Annotated in this window: 24 protein-coding genes; 6 read left to right on the forward strand and 18 right to left on the reverse strand. The window is 62.3% G+C overall.

Annotation, left to right across the window (positions count from 1 at the left end; all coding sequences use genetic code 11):
• Positions 1-142: 142 nt before the first annotated feature.
• The 18 genes from ACNPP0_RS27275 to ACNPP0_RS27360 form a co-directional block, all read right to left on the reverse strand.
• Positions 143-724, reverse strand: a complete 582-nt coding sequence (locus ACNPP0_RS27275; protein WP_448707597.1) for a hypothetical protein — start codon at positions 722-724, stop codon at positions 143-145.
• Positions 725-727: 3 nt separating this feature from the next.
• Complete coding sequence (locus tag ACNPP0_RS27280; RefSeq protein ID WP_448707598.1) at positions 728-1,147, reverse strand: hypothetical protein; 420 nt, start codon at positions 1,145-1,147, stop codon at positions 728-730.
• A 38-nt stretch (positions 1,148-1,185) separates the two neighbouring features.
• On the reverse strand, positions 1,186-3,132 hold the full coding sequence (locus ACNPP0_RS27285) for an AAA family ATPase (protein WP_448707599.1): 1,947 nt from the start codon (positions 3,130-3,132) through the stop codon (positions 1,186-1,188).
• A gap of 1 nt (position 3,133) precedes the next feature.
• Positions 3,134-4,210: a metallophosphoesterase family protein gene (locus tag ACNPP0_RS27290; protein ID WP_448707600.1), complete on the reverse strand. Its 1,077-nt coding sequence runs from the start codon at positions 4,208-4,210 to the stop codon at positions 3,134-3,136.
• A complete protein-coding gene (locus ACNPP0_RS27295) occupies positions 4,207-4,635 on the reverse strand; it encodes a cell wall hydrolase (protein WP_448707601.1) in 429 nt (142 codons plus the stop codon). Before ACNPP0_RS27295 ends, ACNPP0_RS27290 begins: the two co-directional genes overlap by 4 nt.
• Positions 4,636-4,652: 17 nt before the next feature.
• Positions 4,653-5,153, reverse strand: coding sequence for a hypothetical protein (locus tag ACNPP0_RS27300; RefSeq protein ID WP_448707602.1), 501 nt, complete (start codon positions 5,151-5,153; stop codon positions 4,653-4,655).
• A complete protein-coding gene (locus tag ACNPP0_RS27305; protein ID WP_448707603.1) occupies positions 5,150-5,494 on the reverse strand; it encodes a hypothetical protein in 345 nt (114 codons plus the stop codon). The genes ACNPP0_RS27300 and ACNPP0_RS27305 overlap by 4 nt, the downstream gene beginning before the upstream one ends.
• Positions 5,467-5,847 (reverse strand): hypothetical protein, encoded by a 381-nt coding sequence (locus ACNPP0_RS27310; protein WP_448707604.1) that lies wholly within the window; start codon positions 5,845-5,847, stop codon positions 5,467-5,469. Before ACNPP0_RS27310 ends, ACNPP0_RS27305 begins: the two co-directional genes overlap by 28 nt.
• Before the next feature lie 47 nt (positions 5,848-5,894).
• Positions 5,895-6,920 (reverse strand): RecA family protein, encoded by a 1,026-nt coding sequence (locus tag ACNPP0_RS27315; RefSeq protein WP_448707605.1) that lies wholly within the window; start codon positions 6,918-6,920, stop codon positions 5,895-5,897.
• 3 nt (positions 6,921-6,923) lie between these two features.
• Entirely contained in the window at positions 6,924-7,334 is a 411-nt protein-coding gene (locus ACNPP0_RS27320) for a hypothetical protein (RefSeq protein WP_448707606.1), read from the reverse strand.
• Between the two features lie 21 nt (positions 7,335-7,355).
• Complete coding sequence (locus tag ACNPP0_RS27325; RefSeq protein WP_448707607.1) at positions 7,356-8,270, reverse strand: 5'-3' exonuclease family protein; 915 nt, start codon at positions 8,268-8,270, stop codon at positions 7,356-7,358.
• Between the two features lie 65 nt (positions 8,271-8,335).
• Complete coding sequence (locus ACNPP0_RS27330) at positions 8,336-9,223, reverse strand: T4-gp32 family ssDNA-binding protein (protein ID WP_448707608.1); 888 nt, start codon at positions 9,221-9,223, stop codon at positions 8,336-8,338.
• 123 nt (positions 9,224-9,346) lie between these two features.
• Positions 9,347-10,237, reverse strand: coding sequence for a hypothetical protein (locus ACNPP0_RS27335; protein WP_448707609.1), 891 nt, complete (start codon positions 10,235-10,237; stop codon positions 9,347-9,349).
• A gap of 16 nt (positions 10,238-10,253) precedes the next feature.
• Positions 10,254-13,667, reverse strand: a complete 3,414-nt coding sequence (gene dnaE / locus ACNPP0_RS27340) for a DNA polymerase III subunit alpha (RefSeq protein WP_448707610.1) — start codon at positions 13,665-13,667, stop codon at positions 10,254-10,256.
• Between the two features lie 13 nt (positions 13,668-13,680).
• On the reverse strand, positions 13,681-14,316 hold the full coding sequence (locus ACNPP0_RS27345) for a hypothetical protein (protein WP_448707611.1): 636 nt from the start codon (positions 14,314-14,316) through the stop codon (positions 13,681-13,683).
• Positions 14,303-14,995, reverse strand: a complete 693-nt coding sequence (locus ACNPP0_RS27350; RefSeq protein ID WP_448707612.1) for a sigma factor — start codon at positions 14,993-14,995, stop codon at positions 14,303-14,305. Before ACNPP0_RS27350 ends, ACNPP0_RS27345 begins: the two co-directional genes overlap by 14 nt.
• Positions 14,967-16,133 (reverse strand): AAA family ATPase, encoded by a 1,167-nt coding sequence (locus tag ACNPP0_RS27355; protein WP_448707613.1) that lies wholly within the window; start codon positions 16,131-16,133, stop codon positions 14,967-14,969. Before ACNPP0_RS27355 ends, ACNPP0_RS27350 begins: the two co-directional genes overlap by 29 nt.
• A gap of 138 nt (positions 16,134-16,271) precedes the next feature.
• Positions 16,272-18,359 carry a cobaltochelatase CobT-related protein gene (locus tag ACNPP0_RS27360; RefSeq protein ID WP_448707614.1) on the reverse strand — a complete coding sequence of 696 codons (2,088 nt, stop codon included), beginning with the start codon at positions 18,357-18,359 and terminating at the stop codon, positions 16,272-16,274.
• Between the two features lie 581 nt (positions 18,360-18,940).
• On the opposite strand from ACNPP0_RS27360, the gene ACNPP0_RS27365 reads away from it, so the two are divergent.
• From ACNPP0_RS27365 to ACNPP0_RS27390, 6 genes are all read left to right on the forward strand, one after another.
• Positions 18,941-19,420, forward strand: coding sequence for a hypothetical protein (locus ACNPP0_RS27365; protein ID WP_448707615.1), 480 nt, complete (start codon positions 18,941-18,943; stop codon positions 19,418-19,420).
• 227 nt (positions 19,421-19,647) lie between these two features.
• The gene (locus tag ACNPP0_RS27370; RefSeq protein ID WP_448707616.1) at positions 19,648-20,103 is read left to right on the forward strand and encodes a hypothetical protein; all 456 of its coding nucleotides are present in this window, start codon (positions 19,648-19,650) and stop codon (positions 20,101-20,103) included.
• A gap of 57 nt (positions 20,104-20,160) precedes the next feature.
• Complete coding sequence (locus ACNPP0_RS27375; RefSeq protein WP_448707617.1) at positions 20,161-20,739, forward strand: tyrosine-type recombinase/integrase; 579 nt, start codon at positions 20,161-20,163, stop codon at positions 20,737-20,739.
• Between the two features lie 110 nt (positions 20,740-20,849).
• Positions 20,850-21,506, forward strand: a complete 657-nt coding sequence (locus tag ACNPP0_RS27380) for an AAA family ATPase (protein WP_448707618.1) — start codon at positions 20,850-20,852, stop codon at positions 21,504-21,506.
• Positions 21,503-21,802: a YlcI/YnfO family protein gene (locus ACNPP0_RS27385; RefSeq protein ID WP_448707619.1), complete on the forward strand. Its 300-nt coding sequence runs from the start codon at positions 21,503-21,505 to the stop codon at positions 21,800-21,802. The genes ACNPP0_RS27380 and ACNPP0_RS27385 overlap by 4 nt, the downstream gene beginning before the upstream one ends.
• The gene (locus tag ACNPP0_RS27390) at positions 21,789-22,460 is read left to right on the forward strand and encodes a hypothetical protein (RefSeq protein WP_448707620.1); all 672 of its coding nucleotides are present in this window, start codon (positions 21,789-21,791) and stop codon (positions 22,458-22,460) included. Before ACNPP0_RS27385 ends, ACNPP0_RS27390 begins: the two co-directional genes overlap by 14 nt.
• Positions 22,461-22,501: the final 41 nt, after the last annotated feature.

The raw sequence follows: 22,501 nt of genomic DNA on the forward strand, positions 1-22,501 counted from the left end.
CGGTCCGGCTCGCCGACAAGTCCATCTTCGCGACGGTCCCCGATAGGGCCGGAGTCGCGATTGCGGGCCCCGGAGGCGCGGTAGCAATAGTCGGCGCCGGCGGCCGCGGCCGCAGTGGTTTTGCGCTGGTAGTGAATGACATTTATGCCGCCATTGTTTGCATCGATTGATACATCGATCGGATTTGCTTGAACTGGTCGCTGCGCAGCGCCGCATAGAGCGAGGCGCACGCGTCGGCCAGGTGCTCGTTGTCCTTGGTGAGCACCTGCTTGCCTCGAAGCGTGCGGGTGAGCCAAGGGGCGGCCGGCCACTTTTCGGTCGCCCACTGGATGATTTCTTCCTTTGCTGCGTGCCGCGAACCGGTGATGACCGCTTTCACTTCCTGCGGGAACACCTGAATTACCGGCTTGGGCGACGACGCCAAGACACCCACGACCAGGCCGGAGTTGTAGTTCGCCGACGCATACCCGCCCGGGTTGCAGAAGGGGATTTCCGATGCGACGAGCGCGGCGCTCGTGACCGCGAGGATCATCTCGCCATAGAGCTCGTGCGCCCGGCGAAGGTCATCGCTGTCCTTGCGCACACCCTTGGACGTCTCAGGCGCTGTCTTGACCAGCTTGAGATTCACGATCTGCAGGTCGAGGGTGTCCAAGTCGACCTCCCCGAACGCCATGCCCCAGTTCGTCGTGGATGGGTCAAACCCCACCACCTTGATCTTGCTCATTTCTTACCAGCTCCCATAGTCAGGGTCTTCCTTGTTTCGGCGGGCCAGCTCTGCCCGGTCCGCCTCGTCTTCAAGACGGCGTGCGCATTCGCGCGCCGTCGCCATGTCTTCGTCATCCGCGCTGCTTTCCACCGCCTCGATGTATTCGCGCAGGCCGTCAAAGCAGTCGAACATTCGCCCCATGTCCTCGGAGACATCGACAAAGTCGTCCGGATCCTCGCTCTTGTAGGTGCGCATTACGAGGAGCAACTGATCCGTCGAGTTAGCGCGCACGTCATGCGGCTCAAACACCTCACCGCCCAGGAACGCTACCCTCGCCCCGCTCGCTCCCCGCATATCATTGAAGAACAGTGCAGGCTGGTTCAGCGCGCATACGAAACCGCTACCGGCTTCCTCGGCCCGCGCCAGCAGGATGGAAAGCACCTGGGCGCGGGCGCGGTTCGGCGAATGTCCCGGCCCCATCAGGCCACCAGCGCGCCGGTGATGTCGGAAATGCCCGTCGTCTGCTTGGTGACCGTGCAAACGTTGTCGATCCAGTCGCGCAGGTCCGCATGCGAGACCACAAGCACGGTTCCCCGCTCGCGGGCCTTGCGCTCAAGGATGACCATCAGGCGCTCCAGGCCGGCGGTGTCCAGGGCGTCATCGATTTCGTCGCCGATGTAGAGGTCGATGGGCTTGGATGCGCGGGATGCGACCAGATCCTGCAGGGCGAGCATGGTCGCGAGGCGAACCTTGCGCTTTTCCCCGCCGGACAGACCCTTGAACGACTTGGCGCCCTTGTCGTTTTGCACGTCGATGTTGAACTTTTCGCGGACCTCGCCCTTGGTCGTCTTCCCCAGGGTCGTCCAGACCGCGGTGATGTTCCCGTCCGACAGGGCCGACAGGTAGTCGGCGGTGCGGTCGTTCAGGAACGGCGTGACGGTGTCCAGGATGTGGGCGCGCACGCCGGCCGGCGAGAACACCTTGGCGACGTTTTCGGCCACTTCCAGCGACTCTGTCACCATGCGAACCTCCTCGGCGACGGTCGCGCGTTCCGTTTCGAGGTCAGTCAGGCGCTTCTCGGCACTCGCGACGGCGGCGCTGTGGGGGTTGGGCTCGGTCATCGCAGCATCCGCAGCGTCGGTCGCCCGCTTCATCCCCGCCTGCATCAGGCCGATCTTGCTCTTGAGCGCAGCAATCTCGCTCAGGGCTCGGCCCAGGTCGGCCTGCTCGGCGGCGAGCACCGACACGTCGGGCACCGTCGCGGCGTATTCGTCGTGGGTCTTCTGGGCAGCCGCCGTCTTCGCCGCCAGCGCAGGGGCGTCAGCTTGCGCGTCCTTCGCCTTCTGGACGGCGTCCCGCAGGCGAGTGGTCAGGTGGCGCTTGAATTCGTCGAGCTCGTCCTCGGTGTGGGGCTTGCCGCACTCCGAGCACGGCTTTTTCATTTCCTCCGCCGCGTTATCCAGTTCTCCCTTGATCCTGCGGGCTTGCTCGGCGAGGATCGCGACATTTGAGCGGTGGCGAGCTTCGGCATTTTTGGCGACGCTGACCGCTTCTGCGTGGCCGCGCAGCACCGCGAGCATCTTCCCGTGGTCGGCGAGCGTCGCGGCGATCTCGGCGCTGCGGGCCGCCTTTACACTTTCCCCTGCTTCCTTGAGCGTGGTCACCACCTTGATGAGCGCTTTGCGCACGGTGTCGGATTCGTCCACGAATGCCGCGCGGCGCCCTGCCCGGCCGTCCTCGAAGATCGTCACCCGGTCCTTGGCCGCCGCGACGTCCACCTTCTGCCGGGCGATGTTGGCCTCCAGCGTCTCAGCGCGCGCCTTGACCGCCGGCAGCTTGACCTTCAGATCGTTGACCTTGGACGAAGCGATGCGATAGGCGCCCTCCAGGCGGGCGACGCCCGCGGCCTCCTCGACTATGAGCTTGAGCTGCTTGTCGGTCATCTTCGGCAGGTCGGGCATCGCCTCCTGCCCTGCGTAGATCGACGCCATGAAGACAGGCAACGTGCTGCCCATGACCGCGATCAGGTAGTCCTGGGTGTCCTTCTCGGTCGCCTTGGACACGTCCGACCACGTCGAGCCGCCGTCGGTGCTGACTTCGACCACCGTCTGGTTCTTGTGGACGCTGTGCTTGCGGTGTCGTGCGATGCGGTATTGTGTCGCACCATCCTCAACCACCACCGCGACCCTGCAGTCCTTCTTCGCGCGGTCGTTGACCACTGCATCGCCCGATTCCTCGCGGGCCGTCTCCCCGTAGATCGCCCAGCACAGGGCGTCCACGATGGAGGACTTGCCGGCGCCGTTCGACTTGGCGCTGCTGTCGAACAGGTTCACGCCTTCGATCAGCACCAGGCCCTGGCCGTCCAGCCGGAGCGTGGCAGACCCGATGGCGTTGAAGTTGTGGATTTGAAGCTGAGTGATTTTCATGTCAGATGCCTGCCTCGGCGAGAACCTGCTGCGCGCCCAGATGCACGGCCGGCGTGTTGAAGGGTTGGGTGTTGATCCACTCGGTGACGCTCGTCGTGATTGATGCTCCCGCAGATACTGAGGCGGTCACACTGGACGCCCGAGTCGCCGCCGCCTTGGGCACCGACTGCACGATGACGGCCTTGGCGCCAAAGCCCAGCAGTTCAGCCTTGGCCCCTTCGATTTCCGCGACCTTGGACTTGTCGGTCTTCACCCGCACGTAGTTGCCCGCCACCATCAGCGGGATCGACTCCTCGTCGATCATCGCGAGCTTGTCCAGGTCTTGAAACTGCGGCAGGTGCGAGGCCATCCAGCGCACGTCGTCACCGACAATCAGGAAGCCGGCCTTGCTGCCGATATCGCTGAAGCTGTGATGAGCAAGCGCGCCAATCGAGAAAACGCCGTTCTCGAAGTCCTTGTGGTTGTGGTAATGGCCCGAGAACACCCGGCGGAATCCCAGCCCCGCCAACCAGGTCGGATCCAGCCCGGTATTGGGCAACCCCGCGATCACGCCGTTGATCGGAGCGTGCAGCAGGAGCTCAGCCTGGCCGAGCGCTTCGGTGGGGACTTTGGCCGTGATGTCCTCAAGGAGCTTCTTGAGCTCTTCCTGGGTTTCGACCCACGGCACCACGACAACCACATGGCCGTCCGCGCCTCGCACGATTTGCGGGCCGTTGTGAATGATTGCGCCGGCGCCTTCCAGGGCGGTCACGGCACTGCCCAGGCGGGTCGACTGCTTGCCTTCCAGATCGTGATTGCCCGGGATGATGACGACGGTGATGCCGTCGGCGGTGATTTCGCGGATCACGTCGCAGGCGGGGTTGAGCACGCTGGGCGCGACCGAACCGCGGACGTGAAAGACGTCGCCGGCCACGTAGATCGTGTTCCCGCCGGCGGCCTTGACTTCGCTCGCGCAGCGCCGAATTTCGGACAGCAGCCCGTGAAGGCGGCTGTTCATGCCGTCGGGCATCGTGTCGGCGAACTGGTTCCAGTTGTGCAGATGGAGGTCGGCCATCAGTCCGTAGGGAGTTCTGCTCATAGTCCTGAAATTCTCATATAGTCAGCGATGATTGTTGTTGATCCGTAAAACAAATGAGCTCCATAGCTCACGGTTTGCGGCATCGTTTTGGCCCAGTAGGGCTTAATGCTTTGCTCGTGGTAGTGCGTCGATCCCCTGGTGATATCCGGCAGCATGCCCACCAGGGCTAGGCTCGCAATCCCGAGGGACACTGCCCACGCTTGGGGCTCCTTGGGCAAGCCTCGCTCGGCAACCACGCCCTTCGGGTCCACGAGCCGCGTTGTCCAGGAGAACTGCTTGCGCTTCAGGACCGCTGCGCAGACGCGCTCGGGGTCGTGGCTCGCGCGGTTCATCGTCACATTGGCGACGGCCACCTGGCCGGCGATCGGTTCCCCGCGGGCCTCGTGGTAGATGTTCATCGCCATACAAAGGAGCGCAGTGCTCAAAACCATCTCTTTTCCCGTTATTTGCCCGGCAGGCGGAGCTTGAAGTCGATGAGTTCGCTTTCTGTCAGCAATGACAGTTCGTGCATGAACATGATGTCGATCAGGTATTGGCGGCTCCCGCGCTTGCCCTTGGCGCCCACGTGGCCGGTGTAGTCCCAGACCTCTTCGCGGCGCAGTCGCTTGTAATCCTCGGTGCGCATCGTGTAGTAGCAGGCGACCTTCCTCGGCGCGATGCTCCGCGTCTTGGGGTCTTTGGAAACCGCCACGCCGATGAACGTTGGCTTGACGATCGACAGGAAGAAGTCCAGCGCACGGTCGAATGCCCACGCGTTTTGCCGCGTGTAGACCTGCTCCCCGTGAACGCGCGCGGCGTAATAGACCGATTGGCCGCTGTCGGCGTAGATGTGGAATTCACCGAACACGCTGCGCCCCTTCTTCAGCGTCTTGAACTTGTATTTCTTGGTCCGATGCTCGCGCCACTCATCAGCGAGTCGATACCCTGCGTAATCCGTGCTCACCAGCATCCCCAGTCTGCGGCCGCGGACGTGTCAGGTTCGGCGGCAATCCGACTATTATAGTCAGCGTTGACTGTAGCGCGCAGCGTTTTGGACGGCGCATCGTCGTCCAGCGAAGTCTTTTTGAACTTCGACAGAATGTTGGCGGCTTCGCGGCGGTTGTGGGGGCTCTCGCCCCAGGCGCGGACCTGAGCTTCCAGATCCTCCCTCATGATGACCTTGTCACCTGCCAGCAGCCAGAAGAGGTAGCCCGGATCCGCTCTCAGAACGTCCTCCACCTTCTTGCCGGCATGCTTCTTGAACGGCAGAACGGACGTTAGGGCGATAGGAATGGGGTTAGACATTGCGGGGGTTCCCTACGCATAAGAATCATCGTCACCCTCGAATTCTCGTTGCACTTGTGAGGCCCATACCGCTTAATCATTGCGGTCACCAGTCTGTCCGGCGCACCCACTGCGTCGTCCTCGACGATCTGGTTGTGGTTGCGGTGCGCATGCTCGGTGGCGATTGCGCGCAGACTTCCGACCTCGACGCGCTCGATGGTCGCGGCGCCGATGAGAATGGATTTGGGTCTCTCCACCAGCAACACGCGGTCGCCGGGAGTGAGGCGCTTTGCCCACGCCCCACCCAGCCTGACGGTGTTAAAAGTGCCTTCGATGCCGCGCGCAGGCGGCGAGAAATCAAGGATGTATGTCATGGGCGCTACCTCCAAAGATACGAGTGTAGGTAGCGCCCTAGCTTACGTTACAGGCACAGCGACTTGAGCTCCGCCTGCATTGCGGGGTCCGAGTCGATGTGGGCGATCAGCGGCCGGCGGTGGTATTTCTTGCCGTCGAGCCACTGAATGAAGGCGCCCGACTTTTCCAGCTTGCCCAGGTCGCACGCGATATCGAGCAGGCAGCCAGTCAGGTCGAAGTAGGCATTGCCGTCGTCCTCGAACATCATGTTGATGCTGAGCTCTTGGAACGGCCGGGTCAGCTTGTTCTTGGTCGTGCGCATCTTGATCGACTGCCCGGCGAAAACCTTTTCCTTCTTGCCGCCAACCGTGCGCTCTTCCATGATCTTCGTGCGGCCCAGCGCAATGCGGAAGGTCGCGTAGAACTCCATGGCGCCACCGCCCGGGGTTGTCGTCGGGTCACCATAGACGACGCCCGGCTTGGTGCGGATCTGGTTCAGATACAGCACCGTGAAGTTCAGGTCGCCGGCATGCAGTGCCATCGTCTTGAGCGTCGTGGACGTCACGCGGGCAAGCGCCGTCGTGTCGTTCATGTTGAGCTCATCCATGTTCTTTCCTGCAGACGACGCCGGGATCGCAGAGGCGATCGAGTCGAACACGAACAGGATCGGTGCTTCGGGAGCAATGGCGCCCGACTCGCGGATCTTCGAGGCGGCTTGGGCGATCTGGGTGTTGGACTCCTCCCAGGTGCGCGGCCGCTTGTAGATGAACCGCGGGAAGTTCGGATCCAGCCCCATGCGCGGCCCCGACGCCATGTCGATATCAAACGAGCGCTCGTGGTCCATGAAACCGGCGATGCCGCCCGCAAGCTGCGTTTGCTTCATGAGGTGCGTGGCGATCGCAGTCTTACCGGAGGAGCTGGGACCGAACATTTCCAGCAGGCGCCCCTGGGGCACCCCGGTATCCTTCTCGCCGCCCAGCATTTGATTCCACTGGGGGACGCCGGTGTCGATCCAGCGCTCGACACCCGTCGCTTCCGAGTTCGCGCCGATTGCGCCCATCAATGCCGACGCCAGTGCTTCCATCTTGCTCATGACTTACTCCTTCGTTGCGACAGCGGAACCGGCCGGATTGGTGCGGTCACCCCGATTGATCCTTTCATCGACGGACCGACGCACTGCTTCAGCCAAAAACTCTCGCAGGCCGGCGTGCGGAATCGAAATGGTCTGATTGACCACAACGCCACCCTTTGCCCGCTTGCGCATATCGCGGCGCAGTTCGTTCGTCTCCATGTAGTTCAAGATCAGGAGGCCAATGACGAACCAGGCCAACACGCCGACCGGTTCTTCGATCACGCCCAGATACGACAGCGCGTAGCACGCCGCGACCAGCCCGAAGAACGGCAAGTGTCGGAAGACCCCGGACGCGACGGTGCGCACGATGACCCAGACGATTGCCATGATCCATCCTGCGGCATCGAGCAGGGCATTCTTGATTTTGGTAAGCACGTAATACTCCAGTTGTTTGGGCTAGGCGCCCAGGCTGTCACGACGGAACGACGTGACGAAGTTGTCAAAGTCTCTGAGAATCGAGCGAAAACCCAGCTTCTCGCAGATGATTCGGAAGTGCTCGGGGCTGAAGTTCGGCTTCAAGTCGACGACCTGGCCGGGGTCCGGCCGCTCGGCATCGATCAGGTTCATCAGCTTCATGTTGCGGGCGAAAATTTCTCGGCCCGCGGGCGACGCGAGGTTCTTGTGCTTGACGTATTTCGGCACGAAGAGGCCGCTGTCGACCTGGCTGTAGAACTCGTCCACCGACCCGAACTGCGCCAGAATCTCGGGCGCGGTCTTGGCGCCGATCTTGTCGACGCCCTTGATGTTGTCGGAGGTGTCGCCAATCAGCGCCTTGCCCTCAAGGAAAGCCCTTGGGGTGAAGTAGCCGGTCTGGTCGATGAAGTCCTTGAAGACCACCCTGCGGTCGTTGATCGGATCCACCCAGCGACTGTTTGCGTCCAGAAGCTGAATCCAATCCTGGTCGCCCGAGAGGTAGACGACCTTGCCGCCATTGGCGGAGATGCGCTTCCCCAGAAAGCCGGCCATATCGTCAGCCTCCTTGTCAGCGACCAGGAATTGACGCAGCCCAAGGAACTGCAGCGACTTGCGGATGAAGGGCACCTGAGCTTTGTAGGCGGCGTCTTCTGCCTCTTCCTGGGGATTCTTCGGGGCGCGATTGTCCTTGTATTCCGGGTAGAGGTCGTAGCGCCATTGCGCGCGGCCGTCCCACAGCACGATGACGTTCCAGCCGAAATAGTCCCGGGCGAGAACTTTGAGCGACCGGATGGTGCCGTAGATGGCTTGGGTGTAGAAGGAGCCGACGGACAGCTTGTTGCCCTTGTCATTGGCGCGGGCGATGTTGCTGCCGTCAACCAGAACGGTATCGAACACGGGTAATCCTCTGGATGGGGAAAAACAAGGGGCCGAAGCCCCTTGTCTCTCGATGGGCCGGCCGGTTAGCCCGGCAGGCCGTTCAGCAGCGCTTCCAGCTCAGCGTCGTTGACCGACTGGGCGGCGGGTGCCGGGGTCGGTGCAGCGGACGGCGCACTGGCGGCAGCAGCGGGAGCCGCCGCGAACGCATCGGGAATGTCGTTCGTGGGGTCCGGGCCTTCGTCGGGGGCAACCGAACCCAGCGCGGGACGGCTCGGCGCCGACAGGGACGGACGAGCGGTCATGCCCAGGCCGGAGACCGCGGACACGTTCGCCAGGGCGCGCTTTTCCTGCTCTTCGCTTTCCTGCTTGACGTAGTCGTCCAGGTTGTTCAGCTTGGTCATGATCGACGGATCGACCTTGGTGGACTTCGACGCGGGCAGCGGCGTGATCGAATACTTCGTGTCCAAGCCCTTGCCCGTGCGCTCGATGACGACGTCGCTGCCGGCGTCGAGCGACAGCACTTCCTCGCCCCATTCCATGGTCAGGTTCAGGAACGAGTCGTAAAGACGCGGGCTGATTTCCAGAATCACGGGGGTGGTCGGGTTGGGACCGTCCAGGTGCAGCGCGTTCAGCAGAATGCGGGCCGTCGAGCGAGCGCTTTCCAGCACCTTCTTCATGTCCGGGTCGTGCTCGTGAGCCTTGATGCCGGCTTGCACCGCATCGCACACCGCGCAGGGACGGCCAAAGGTCTTGTCCGTGCAGACGTAAACCGCCTTCAGGGCGTTGGCGCCGTCCTTGATGAAGTGCTGGGCGAAGGGATGATCGATGGCCGGTTCAGCGTGGCCGGCGGGACGCCACGAGGGCAGGATGCGCCACTTGGAGCGGCCTTCGGGCGGTTTGACCGTCTTGCCCTTGTTGCCCGCATTGAGCGCCTGCTTACGCTTGGCGAGAAGTTCAGCGAGAGTTGCCATTTGAGTTTGGTTTCCTGTGAAAAGTTGGTGCGTGAGAATGTAAGTTAGCGCTGATTGTTTCACGTGAAACCACGCCTTTGCAGGTCGCGGTTTCGCATAAATCATTATAGTCAGCGCTGCTTATTATGCAGCGCGCGCAGAGGATGCCGCAGCGGCGACGGCGTTCGCCTTCTCGCGCAGGGCCTGGCTTTCGCTGACCCGCAACTGGCCTTCGCGCTCCTTGCGGCGGTCGCGGGCGAGCTCCAGGATCATGTCCTTGCGCTGGTCGAAGGCGTTTGCGGCGACCTCGGCCAGTTTCCAGATGGCGTGGGCATCGCCCACCAACTGGTTGATCTTCGCCATGCGGGCGTCGGCCGCGACGGCGGCGGTGACGACTGCTTCGGTGAACTTCTTGCCCTCGTCCGCCAGGCGCTCACGGTGCTCGGCGTCGAGCTTCGCCTGCAGCACGCTCTGGTGGTTCTTCATGCGGTCATGCTGGGCGCGCGCTTTCACCGCTTGCTCGGCGTAATGCACGAAGAGGCCCGCGTGCTTCACCATCGCGTCGTCCAGGTCGGACAGAGTGATGCGCACGTCGCGCTTGAGGGTGTCCGCATCGACGTATTCGATGACCGACAGCAGACCCGACGAAGGCTTGGTGGCGGCCGGCGCCACGGGCGCGACCGCCTCGGGCTCGGGCTCGACAACCGGGGCGGCCGGCGGGGCTTCGGCGACGGGCGCTGCCTCCGGCTCCGGTGCGGGCTCCGGCTCCACAGCCGCAGCAGGCTCAGGCGCCGCCTCGGCTACGGGTTCGGGGCTGGCCGGGGCCGACGTGCCGCCCAGATCGAGTTCGGCAAGCAAATCCTCGGGCACTTCCTCGGCGGCGCCGGCGGCGGGAACCGAGGGAGCGGCTTCCGCTACGGGTGCGGCGGCGACGGCGGCGGGCACTTCAGCAGGCGCGGCGGCCGTCGGTGCGGCGCCCAAATCTGCCAGCAGTGCATCGAGGTCGGCATCGGTCATGGTGGGGTTGGTAGACACGTGGTGGCTCCAGTTGTTAGGTGATGAGTTCGGCGAGCTTTTCGCAGGCCAGTTCAAGGAACTTGACCTTGCTGCCATCGAAGTGCAGCGAGGCCGGGTTGATCCCGAAGACGACGCTGGCGTCGAGGTCGGGCCTGTAGATGATCTTTCCCGCGAGGTCGGCAGGTTGCCCCTTCGAGCCAGGCGCGAAATATCGAATCGCGTTGTTGCCCATAGCGATGATGACTGCGGGCTTGAGGATGTCGATCTCCTTCGCGAGAAAGCCCGAACATCCGTTGATCTGCTCGGTGGTCAGGCCCTTTTCGCCCTTGAGCTTGGGCGCCTTGACCAGTGTCGTGAAGTAGCCGTCCTGGGCACTGATACCCGCGCCCTTCAAGGCGGCACGCACCAAGTCGCCGTTGTCGCCGGCGAGAATGCTGCCTTGGCGGGCCTCCTGCCAGTTGGGACTGTCGAAGACCATCATGAATTTCGGCTTCGACCCCATCGCGGGCGATGGATGCTGCTCTCCCTTGAGCGAACATCCTTCGCAACCCCGGATCTCTTCGACCATGCGAATGACCTTCAGCTTGGCGACCTTGTCATCGGTCAGGCCCCGCTCGGCTTTCACCGCGTCGACAGTGATCCCGGGCATGAGCTCCAAGCGGTCCTTCAGACGCTCAGCGCTCATCGCCTTGGGCGTGCCCGGCTCCAGCTCGGCGAAGGCACCCACCCTCAGAAGCTTGGTTCGTGCGGCGGCATTGCACTTGCCGCCCATCTTCAGCGCCAGCACGGAATGCTCGAATTCGGCAAACGAGTCGAACGGTCGGCCGTGCGCCGGCAGCAGCGTCTCGCCGAGGTCATTGGTATAGCCGTCACGAAAGCGCTCGCGCACCGTCATGATTGCCGCAGCAGCATTCCCGCTGATGCCCTTGATCGCCTGGAAAGGGGCGAGCAGCGTCTTCTCGCCGTCGATTTCGATCCGGTCGCTGGACTTGTTGATGTCCGGCGGTGCCACGGTGATGCCCTGGCGGCGCGCGTCCAAGACCAGGCCGGCCACCTTCTCGTCGTCATCGATCACGGTCATCGCGGCGGCGTAGAACTCAGCCGGGTAGCGCACCTTGAACCACATCGTCCAGTAGCTCACGATGGAGTATTCGACCGAGTGGCTCTTGTTGAAGGCGTAGCCCGCGAAGCCCTCAATCTTGTCCCAGAGGTCGCCGGCGTCCATCGCGTGCATGCCGCTGGCGACTGCACCCTTCACGAACTGCTCGCGGTAGGTGGCCATCTTGTCGCGATCCTTCTTGCCCATCGCCTTCCGGACGTGGTCCGCTTCGACGAGGGTGAAACCGGCCAAGTCGCGGCAGACCTGCATGATCTGCTCCTGGTAGGTCAACACCCCGTAGGTTTCCTGCAGCGCGGGTTCGACCAGCGGGTGGTCATATTCGGCGGAGCGCGTGCCCTGCTTGACGGCGATGAACCGGTCAACAAGACCCGCGTCGATCGGGCCCGGACGATACAGGGCGGTCGCGGCTGCAATGTCGTCGAACGTCAGCGGGTTCACAACCGCCAAGTCCTTGAGCAGCTTGCGCATCCCGGGCGATTCGAACTGGAACACCCCTACCGTCTCGCCGCGTCCGAAGGCGCGCAGCACCTCGGCGTCGTCGAGCGGGATGGATAGCAGATTGACGCGCTTTTTGTGCCGCTCATAGACGTAGTTCAGCGCGTGGTGGATGGTGTCCAGGGTCGTCAGACCCAGGATGTCCATCTTGATCAGGCCAAAGTCCTCAACCGTCTGCTTGTCCCAGTTGACGCAGGGCAGCGCATCCTTGTCGCGGTTCAGGAGCACCGCGCGGTTTTCGATGGGCTCCTGAGCGACGATGACGCCGGCGGCGTGCTGCGCCAGGTGTCGCATGTTGCCTTCGAGCGCGACCGCATGCTTCCAGACCTTCGGGTATGCCACTTGAAACTTGGCGATATCCGCGACCTTCTCGGCAGACTCTTCGAGCGACAGGGATACCCCGTGCTCCTTCTCGACCTGCTTGGAGCACGCATAGTCGAACGGCGTCAGACCGAACGCGCGGCCCGTGTCGCGCAGGGCGGAGGCGGGCCCGAGGGTGGAGTAGTTGGAGATGCCGGCGACCCGGTCGCGTCCATACCGGGCGGTGATGTAGTCGATCACGTCCCCGCGGCGGCTCGACATGAAGTCCAAGTCGGCGTCGGGCAAGTCGATACGGTCCGGGTTGATGAAGCGCTCAAACATCAGGTTGAAGCGTATCGGATCGACGTCCGTGATGCCCATCAGGTAGGCGATGAGTGACCCGCCCACCGAGCCCCGGCCAGGCCCGACCAGCACCCCGTTATCCTTGGACCACCGCACGATGTCCTGCACCACCAGGAAGTAGCCGGAGAACCCGAGCTTCTTGAGCGTGCCGAGCTCATAGGCCAGGCGGGCTTTGTAGGTGGGCACGTCGATTTCAGTCGGCTGATGCCCCAGCACCGGCGTGGCGAAGCGCTCGCGCCAGCCCTTGGTGCATTCGTCGACCAGCGCGCGGAACTCGTCCTTCGCCATGATCGGGAGGTTCGGCGCCATCTTGGCGAACTCATACGTGCAGGCGTCGGCGATGAGCGACGGCCCGAGCAGCGCTTCCTTCACCTTCGGGCCGGCGACGATACCGCGCTTGCCGAGGTCGACCATACGCTCGACCAAGCGCCGCGGCGCCGCGAAGCACCAGTCCCGGCTGTAGGGAACCGGGAGGAAGATCGAGTCCATCGGCGTGTCCTGCTTGCTCGTGATCGAGCGCAGGACGTCCAGGGAATCGGCGCCCTCTTCGTCGGCGTAGAACATCGGGTAGCTTGCCGTCAGCGGCAGCGCCAGCGCCTCCGCTGTGCTCATCGCCTTCTTGTTCAGCGTGTCGAACAGCGGCGTGTCGATGGGCGTCAGTTCGACATAGGTCGGAAACTTCGCGGCGAGCCGGCCCACGATCTCGGCGTGGTCTGGGTGGTGAAAGACGTTGAACAGGTCGCCCGTGGTGACGATCACATCCTCAAGCGTCAAGACGTCGTCCAGGCCCACCCGGCTGGTGTAGTAGAAATACTCGACGCTGTTTCCCTTGGACAGGACGCGCATGAGCGACTTCAGGCCGGCTTCCGACTTGACGTAGACCTTGATCTGGTAGGACCGATTGGCCTTGACCGCGTGCGTCTCGCCCTTTTTGGGAGGGCGATACAGAGGATCGTCGAAGACGCGAAGCACACAACCCAGAATGGGCTTGATGCCTTCCTTTTTGCACTTGTTGGTGAACGGCACCAACGCGGAGATGGACATCGTGTCGGTCAGCGCGACCGACTCGAAGCCTAGCTCCTTCGCGCGCGTGACGATCGTGTCGACCCGCAGGATGGATTCACCCAGCGAGTGGTCCGAGCGCACGGAAAGCGCATGGTTGAAATTCATACTCCCTCTGTCGTTATTGGGTTTGTGAGACTTGATTTTGGGCAGCGAGCATCGGATGGGCGACCATCCGGCAGCCGGCTTCGCACCCGATCTCCAGCGCCTGAAACACCTGCCAGATGATCGTGACCTGGGGCGCGGCGGCGCTGTCCCTCCAACCCAGTGTGCCCGCGTAGGCCAGGCGCAGGTCGCGCTTTGTGAAGCCGCCTTTCATCAGCAGCTCGTAGGCAAGATGCGCCGGCCGGTATTGCTCCTCGGGGAACGGATTGATGCCCGCGTGCGCGCACTTTCGGATCCGAGCGAGCATGCCCCGCTTGAGCAGGGTTCGCAGGTAAGTGCCCGCCTTTTTGGGGAGCGACTGAATCAGCGCTTCCTGGTCGGGCGTCAGTTCGGATTTGCTCGGGTTGCGCGCTGGCACCTCGGGGACGGTGAACTCGGGGTCATAACCCCTGCCCGCCGGTGCGGGACGGCGATTTGCCTCGTGCTCGCGAATGAGGCGCATCAGGAAGCTTTTGTCGGGCGCGGCCATCAGCGCCGCATAAGCGACTCCCTGGCATGCGTCGCGACTTGGGCAGCCGGCGCAGGCCGGTGCCCTGAAGCTGAACACGCTGGGCACGCCGAAGCAGCCCGGCTGATTTTCAGAGGTCGACACCCAAGTGCTCCAGACAAGCGGAGTTGAAAGCACGGATGTCCTTGGCGTCCATCCCGAAGTGCTTGAAAACGACCTTCAGGTTGATCTCGGTCGGCACACGAGGAACACGGGTTCCCTGACGCTTGGCGACTTCGCGCTGGGCGAGCATCGCAGCGTAGGTAGCCCTCACGCCTGCTGACGGATTGACCAACTCCCGCAGCACCGCACGCACCTGCGGCGGGAGCATGGCGATCTTTTGAGCCATCGCCTGGTTTTGCTCAAGCCGCTCTTCCGCCGAGGGCACCAAGTCTTCGCCATGCAGGGTGTCCAGCAGCGAAAAATCGCCGTCGTCGTCACCATTGCGAATATCCACCTCTGACAGGCTGTGCAAGCCGATGGTGTTGCGGATCGCGATCTGCTTCTCCGCCCGCTTGTTGAACTCGTTCCAGACCGCGCGCCCCATGTAGGCGGTGAAGCTGACCCCGCGGTCGGGGTCATATTTGCGCGCGGCCGCCAGGTAGTCGAAACGCATGTCAGCGAACACGTCCTCGTATTCCTCCGCGCAGCCGGCCGACAGGAGTCGATACCAGGCCATGCGGGCGAATTTGTGCAGCAGCGGCTCGTGACAGGCGAGGTCAGTGCGAAACGCCCTCGGCGTCTCGCACGTAGCATCAGGAGAAGATGCGTTGAGCAATTCCATCGATGACCCCGAAGTCGACGCGGTTGAGCTTGTTGCTGTATGCGAGGCTGAGCCCGGCGCGGAAGCTGCCCTTCATCTTCCCGATCTTGGCCGCCGCGATCAGCGTGCGCGGGGAGATGGGCGAGGAGCACTTGTTGCTCGCGTAGTTCTCGCGCACCTTCGTGGCGAACTCGACCATGCGCTTGGCGTCTGCCGTCTTGATGCCGGCCTGCTTCTCGAGCACGGTGACTTCCTTGTCGGCGTCCATGTATTTGACTTCGATGACCATGTGGAATCGGTCATAGTTCGCCGCGTTCTGGATGTTCGTGCCCTGATACAGACCGGTTTCGTCGCCGGAGCCGTTGGTGTTGCCCGTGGCGATGAAGCGGAAGTTCGGGTGGGGCTTGATGACGCGGTTGGCGGCGTCCGCTTCCTTGATGACCAGCGCCTTGCCCTCGAGCACGGGCTGATACACCGACAGCACCGAAGGCAGCGCGAAGTCGTATTCGTCGGCCAGGTAGACCCAACCGTATTTCATCGCCTCGGCCAGGGGTCCGAGCGAGAACTCGGTCGAACCGTCCTTGGCGACCCACTGACCGACGATGTGCGACTCTTCCGTGTTCACGGTGTGCTGCACGCGGATCAGCTCGCGGCCGGTGCGGGCGCACGCTTGTTCCAGCACCGTCGTCTTGCCCGTGCCGGCGTGGCCCCAGACATAAAGCGGGATGTTGAGCGTGACCGCCATCAAGACGTTCTTGAGGACGTCCGCGTTGTAGACGTAGTTCGGATCGATTTGTGGAACCATCTCCGGCAGCGCAGGCGTCAGCACCTCGGTCATGATTTCGCTACCGTTCATGGCGCGCGTTTCCTTGCCCGGCTCGAGTTCAAACACCTCGTGCAAGGGCTTGCGCACGACACCCGCTTTGCCCTCGGCGACCGGCGCGGCCGGGGCGCTCGGTGCGGCGGCGGGCACCGTGCCGGCTGCAGCCTGCTTTTCCGCGATCTTCGCCTTGGCGAATTCCGACAACAGCGGCTCGCCCGGGTAGTCGCGCTGGTAGTCCGCGATCGTGTAGCCGGGGTGATTTGCCTTCAGGTGAAGCTGAACGCTGTGGCATTTCGCGCCGTCCTTCTTGCACACAATCATGGCTTGGTCGTTCATGTTTTCCTCCGACGATACCGTCGATGTAAGCTGCTATTGATCTGATGAATCAGCGCTGACTCAGCGCACAACCCACATTGTGAGTTGCATTGCTTGGCGAATTATAGTCAGCGCTGATTTTATTTACTAGGGAAATTGCTACACGCCCAGAAGCTGGCGGACCCGCTGGATCACAACCGTGGGGAGGTCAGAGACGTTGTTGAGGACGACGGACTTCGAATAGAAGTTCTTGACCGACGAGTCCTGGATGCCGATGCCCAGCACGTCAACGCCACCCTTTTCGACGTCCCGGACCGTTTGCTTCAGGTGAGCGTCGAGCGACCCGGAGCCCGCCCTGCTCATGGCAGCCGGACGCCCGTCGGACAACACGATGAGGATCTTGCGCTCTTCACGGCGCATCGACAGGCGGGTCGCCGCGATCTGCACGCACTCCCCGTCCACGTTGTTCGCGAGGAAGCCGCCCGAGGGAAGGATGGCAAAGCGACCGCGGGCCTCGACCGTCATGCGCTCGTTGAACCCCTTGAGGATGGGCATGTAGAGGCTTTCGACTCGGGCATAGGCAATACCGTGCTTCTCCTCGTCCTTCAGTGCAGACCCGGACATGCTGCGCCCGGTGGTGAAGCCAAGCGCTTCGCAACTGATGTTCAGCCGCTCAAGCACTGAAGCGAGGGCATACGCGGCGTGCGCGGCAACCTCGATCTTCGTGCCGCTCATGGAGCCCGAGCAGTCCACCAGCAGCGACACCGCGACGTCCTTGGTCGTGTTGATGTGCCGGCGCTTGAAGGCCCGCTCGTCTTTGAAGACCGCCAGCTTCGCGATGGCCGACCCATTGAGGCGCCCCGAGCGGTGACCGCCCGACCAGTTGGCGTGAGAGCGCGCGGCAACCGCTCGCTCCAAGTCCTTTTGCAGCGGGCCGACCATGTGGTCCACCTTGTCCGTCATTACCTTGACGGCGCGCGACGTATCGCGGCCATCGACGGGCAGAGGCTCGATCACGTCGTGGTCAGTCGTGAAGATGGCGTAGCTGCTCGCCTTCGTGATGTCCACGCTCTTGCTGGTGATCACGTCCGAGAGCCCTTCGTCGAAGTCACCCTTCGCGGCCATTTCTTCCAGCTCGCCAAAGGTGATCTTTGCTGCCTTTTCGTCGGCCCCGCCACACTCGCCGGCATCTTCCAGCGGGGCGACGTAGCCGCTGAAGCTTTCGTCCTCCTCTTCGGAATCCAGCTCATCCTCGGCGCCGCCGGCCGGGGTTTCTTCAGGGAGCTCTTCCGGGAGTTCTTCGCCAGGTGCGGGTTCGCCCTCGTCCTCCTCTTCACCAGGGCCGGGTTCGCCTTCGTCTTCCTCTTCACCATCGGGGTCCGACTCGCCCTCGCCCTTGCCGCCAGGCTTGGCGGCGGCCATCTCCGGCGGCTTGGTGCCTTCGCCCTCGCCTTCACCCTCGCCTTCACCTTCTTTGGGCTCGTCGGCGTCGTCTGCTTCCTTTTCGGGCGCTTTGCCGCCCACGGGCTTGGCAGCTTCCATTCGTTCCTTGCGACCGCTCGGCCGGCTGCCCCCGCCCGCCATCGGCTTGCCGGAGCTGGGGCGCGCCGCGGTCGGCTCTTCGGGCTCATCGTCGTCGAGCAGTTCACGCAGCTTCAGCGAGATCACCAGGGCGTCCGCCGACGATTCCATCTTGGGCATGTGGTCTTCAAGATAGCTCTTCAGCTTCCCGATGACCGGATCGATGTAGCCCCACTTGCCATCCATGAAGTCCTTGGCAGTGGATTGACCGCCCAGCGCGCGCAGGGCCGGCACCAGCAGATATGTCGCTTCGTTGCCCGGATTCTCGCGCATGCCCTTTTCCGCGAAGTGCTTGAAAAAGAACGCTTGCGTGTTGCTGAGGTTGAACGCCGAGCCCGCATATGCGCGGCTCATCATCTTCTCGATGTAGACGTCCTCGATCGCATTGTGGATCCCGGAGACGCCCTCCTTCTTTGCCTCTGCCAGCACCTTGTAGTCGGTGAACAGAACGTGGGCCACCTCGTGGTCGAGGAAGCCCTCGATTGCACGCAGGAATTCGGTGTCAGCGTCCTCCGGGATGTAGGGCACGTTGACGCGCTTCGGCGTGCCGTTGGGGTGGTATTGCACGTAGGCTTGAGTGCCCTGCTGCGTCACGCGAATGTCCTTGCTCGTGAGCATCTTGACGATGCCTTTGAGCTTTTCGCGAACGATGATCGCTTCCTTCATGGTTTCTCCGCTAGTCAGCGTTGATTGATATACGAATGATAAAAAACAGGGCGAGGAAGGTCGCCCAGCTTCGCTCCCGCGTATCGACTACGCCGTGATCAATCCGTATTGTTCGTTAGGCCCGATGTAGACCATGAACTCACCCAGCAACTCATTCTTGCATTTTGTAAGGGTCGCGGCCCCCAAGTCGGTCGGCTCATCGCTAACGCTGCTTTCGCAAATGTGGTCGAGAGCAACATCGCGGTCAATCATTGCAAACTTCAAAACCTATCTCCGAGTATCTGTGGTCGGTAAACAACTAGGTGTATCAACGCCCAAAAATGTATCTAAACTTTCGGCTGGCCGCTCCCGTAAACCGGGGAGGTTTTGCAGCGAAAATCGAATTATAGGGAGGGACAACCCTAGTTTTTCGGGGACATCTGTAATTTTTATGTAACCCGGAAGGATCTTGACACAAGGAAATTAGCAGTTAGCGCTGACTACATCTATAATTGCTTCATCATTCCCAAACAATAAAAGCCGCAATGCGGCGGGGATTTTTAGGCGCACCCCATCTCGCGCCACGGAGAGGTAACACGCTCATGCAGAAATTTCAGACGGCCAACTACTTCAATCAGTTGTTGAAAAAAAGCAGCATCACCCAGACTGAATTGGCCCACCAGCTCGGCTACGAAAATTCGGTCCAAATCATTTCCTTGTGGAAGACGAAGCGGTCGAAGATACCTATAGCCAAAGTTGAACAAATTGCTAAGGTATTGGAGGGCGACGCCCAGGTCTTCCTGACGCTCGCGCTGCAGGAGTATTACCCCGAGGTCTGGTCGGTGATCGAGAACGTCATGGGCGCCAAGTTCGTGACGCCGGCGGAGCTGAACATCCTGAACTGCGTGCGCGAGCGCGCTGGCTACTATGCCGCCGAACCCAAGACTGCCAAGCAGAAAGCAGCGCTCCAAGAGCAAGTGTCCGAATGGCTGCTGACTTCTGACGATCCGCTCTGGGCCCAGAAGCAGCAAGAAGAGCTCAAGGCAGCACAAGAGAGCAAGAAGGAAGGCAAGAAGGCGTGACGCGGTAGCGTCTCAACATTTGCATGAAATTCCACTCGGCTGACCCAATCGGGTCAGGAAACCATCCCCTTAAAAATGCCCTAAAGCGTGCTTTAGGGCATTCTTTCGTCAGCCAAGCAGAGAACTTCAGCCCTTGCCCCACCCCGAGTTTCGACAAAGGCCCTAAAAGATCCCTTTTGGGGCATTCGCTCGGCAAACCCGCATCAACACTCACTTTGGACTATTCCATGAAGAAAGTAGTGATCGCCCTCTGCCTCACCGCCTGTTCTGCTGCTGCAATGGCCGACTCAGTGCCGCCGTTCACTATCAAGTGCGTTGAGTCCAACATGGTTTCTCAGCCGTTCTCCGCAACGTGGGACGGAAAGCAGCTTTTGGTTGGCGAGGAAGGTCTTCGAGAAGAACTTGCGCTCAGCAACGCGAAATCTGCAATCACATGGTGGCCGACCAGAATTTCGCAGAAGAATCTTGCCAACGTTCGACTGAGTTTTCATGGCGACAGCGTGTATCCCTTGAAGGAGCCGATGCCAGCAAAGGAACGCAGACTCGTCACAATTCGCGTCACTTTTGACGGACCAGACCACGTATATACCGCCGCGATTGACTCGGCAAATGTGGCGGGGGACATTGTCGGCTTTGCGTCTAAGACGCTCGGTCGACAGTGTGTGACCACGCTCAGGCCCTGATCCCATTTCACTCCCGGCTCGCCTTCCTACAATAAGGATCTTTGGAGGTCATCTCCAATGGCGAGCAAGCAGGGCAAAGCGCCCTACATCGATCCCAGCACCCTCGATTTCGTGCTCCGAAGCCTGTGCGGGCCCAATGCGGCCCGCAACAGCGCGATCCTTCACATCTCCCACTACCTCGGCCTGCGCGCCAAAGAGATCGCTGCGCTGACCCTCGGCGACGTGCTCACGCGCCAGGGCGATTTGCGCGACGCTGTCCGGCTGCTCAAGCACATGACCAAGGGCGCCAAGTTCCGCGAGGTCTACCTCGTCCACCCGGGCACCCGCGCTTCGATTCAAGCTTACCTGCTCACGCGTGGCACGCGCGCGCCCGAGCGACCGCTCTTCCTTTCGCAGAAGGGCGACGGGTTCAGCGCCAACACCATGCAGCGCCTGATCGGCAACCTCTATCGCGCGGCGGGCGTGCCGGGCTCATCTCACTCGGGCCGGCGCAGCTTCGCGACCAACCTCGTCGAGCGCGGTGCCGACGTGTATGGCGTCATGACCCTGATGGGGCACGCATCGATCACCACGACGCAGGAATACCTGCACTCGTCCCCTGCCCGACTCAAGAAGCTCAGCGGTCTGCTGACGTAGGCCCGCGCCAGTATTGGCTCAGCGCGCGGTATCACACCACACCGCAGCGCATCGTTTACCACCGAATGGTTGCATCGCACTTGCACCCATTCCATATGAATGGAGATCACATGATCGTTCTCGTTGGCTCGGACAAGGGCGGCACCGGCAAGACCACGGTCGCCACAAATTTGGCAGTGCTCTGCGCGGCGCGCGGCGAAGACGTGCTGCTCGTTGACACGGACAGCAACGTGTCGTCGACGGTATGGTCCAGCGTGCGGGAGGCGTCAGAACGCCCGAACCTGCCGAAGATCACCTGCATGAGCAAGACAGGCCCTTCCACGGGCTACGACATCGCGAAGCTGCGCGACAAGTTCGACACCATCATTGTCGACGCCGGCGGCCGGGACAGCCTGGAGCTGCGCGCGGCCACCATGATCGCCGACCGCATGGTCATCCCGGTCAAGCCCAGCCAGTTCGATATCTGGACCCTCACGCCGATGGAGCAGATGCTCTACGACGCGCGCGCCCGCGGCAATGAGGCGCTACGCCCGCTGGTGTGCGTGAACCTGGCCTCGCCCAATCCATCGCTGCGCGAGGACCGCGAGGTGCGCGAATACTTGCGGGAATGCCACCAGACGCTGGGGGTCGCGCAAACGACCATCCACGAGCGCGTATCGTTCCGGCGGGCCGCGCGCGACGGGGTGGCGGTGTGCGAGCTCGCGGCCGGCGATAATGCGAAGGCAGCCCACGAGATTCAGGCACTCTACGACGAGGTCTTCGCATGAGCGGACTCAAGCCCCCACCCTCCTCCACCGACCTTGCCGCGCGCCTGCGCAACAACGAAGACTGGACCTCTGCCGCACCGGCGCAGGTCTACAAGGGAACGCTGCCTTGGGCCGGCGCCAACCCGCGCATCAAGGTCGGCTACACCCTGCGGCTCGATGAGCCCCTGCACCTGAAGTTGAAGTTCCTCGCCGAGCGCTCACCCCACTCGATGCACCAGATCGCCCTTGAGGCGATCGAAGCGCACGTGGAGAAGCTGCTCGCCGAGTTCGTAGGAGAAGAGAATGCTCGTAAGTGAACTGCTGGGCCAGCACCCCTCGGTCGGACTGCTCATGCAGTGCCCGCTCTGGGTTCGGCGCGTCGAGACCCTGACCACGAACGACTTGCGGGCGTTCCTGCAGTTGCACGTCGCCACCGCGCGGCACTTCACCGCAAAGCGCCAGGTCGAAGTGCTGATGAAGACCATGTGGGAGGCGGTGACAGACGGCCGGCTCACCGCTATCCCGAAGGCGTGCTATTTCGCCGTGCCCGAAGTCCGGGTGACCCTGGGCGAGATTCGCGCCTGGCTGGAGCAGACCACGCCCGCCCGGCGCGCGGCGCTCGTCTTCGGCATGGAGTGCGAGCTGACCTGCGAGCAGGTGATCGAGCTGACTTGGCGCGACTACCTGGAAATGGACAGTCTGACCGACCTGGCTGTTAGCGTGGCAGAACAATTCCCCCGCCACTTCCGGCTGCCCTACGTCTTCTGGGAAGTATCCCACGGCGGCTACGCCCAGCCCATGCTTGGCCTGCGGCAGACCGTGCTGGACATCACCAACGGCCAGGAATACGAAGAGCTGGCGCGGCTCTACGACCGGGCGATTCCGATTGATAGCGAGGCGGACCTGGGCGACTTCCTGTTGCACCATAACGTCGCCCCGATGAGCCAGGACACAGACGGAATGACAAAACAATAGTCAACGCTGACTAACATTTGTATACTTCGCGCATCCTTTTG

Source organism: Achromobacter semiaridum (assembly GCF_053543755.1).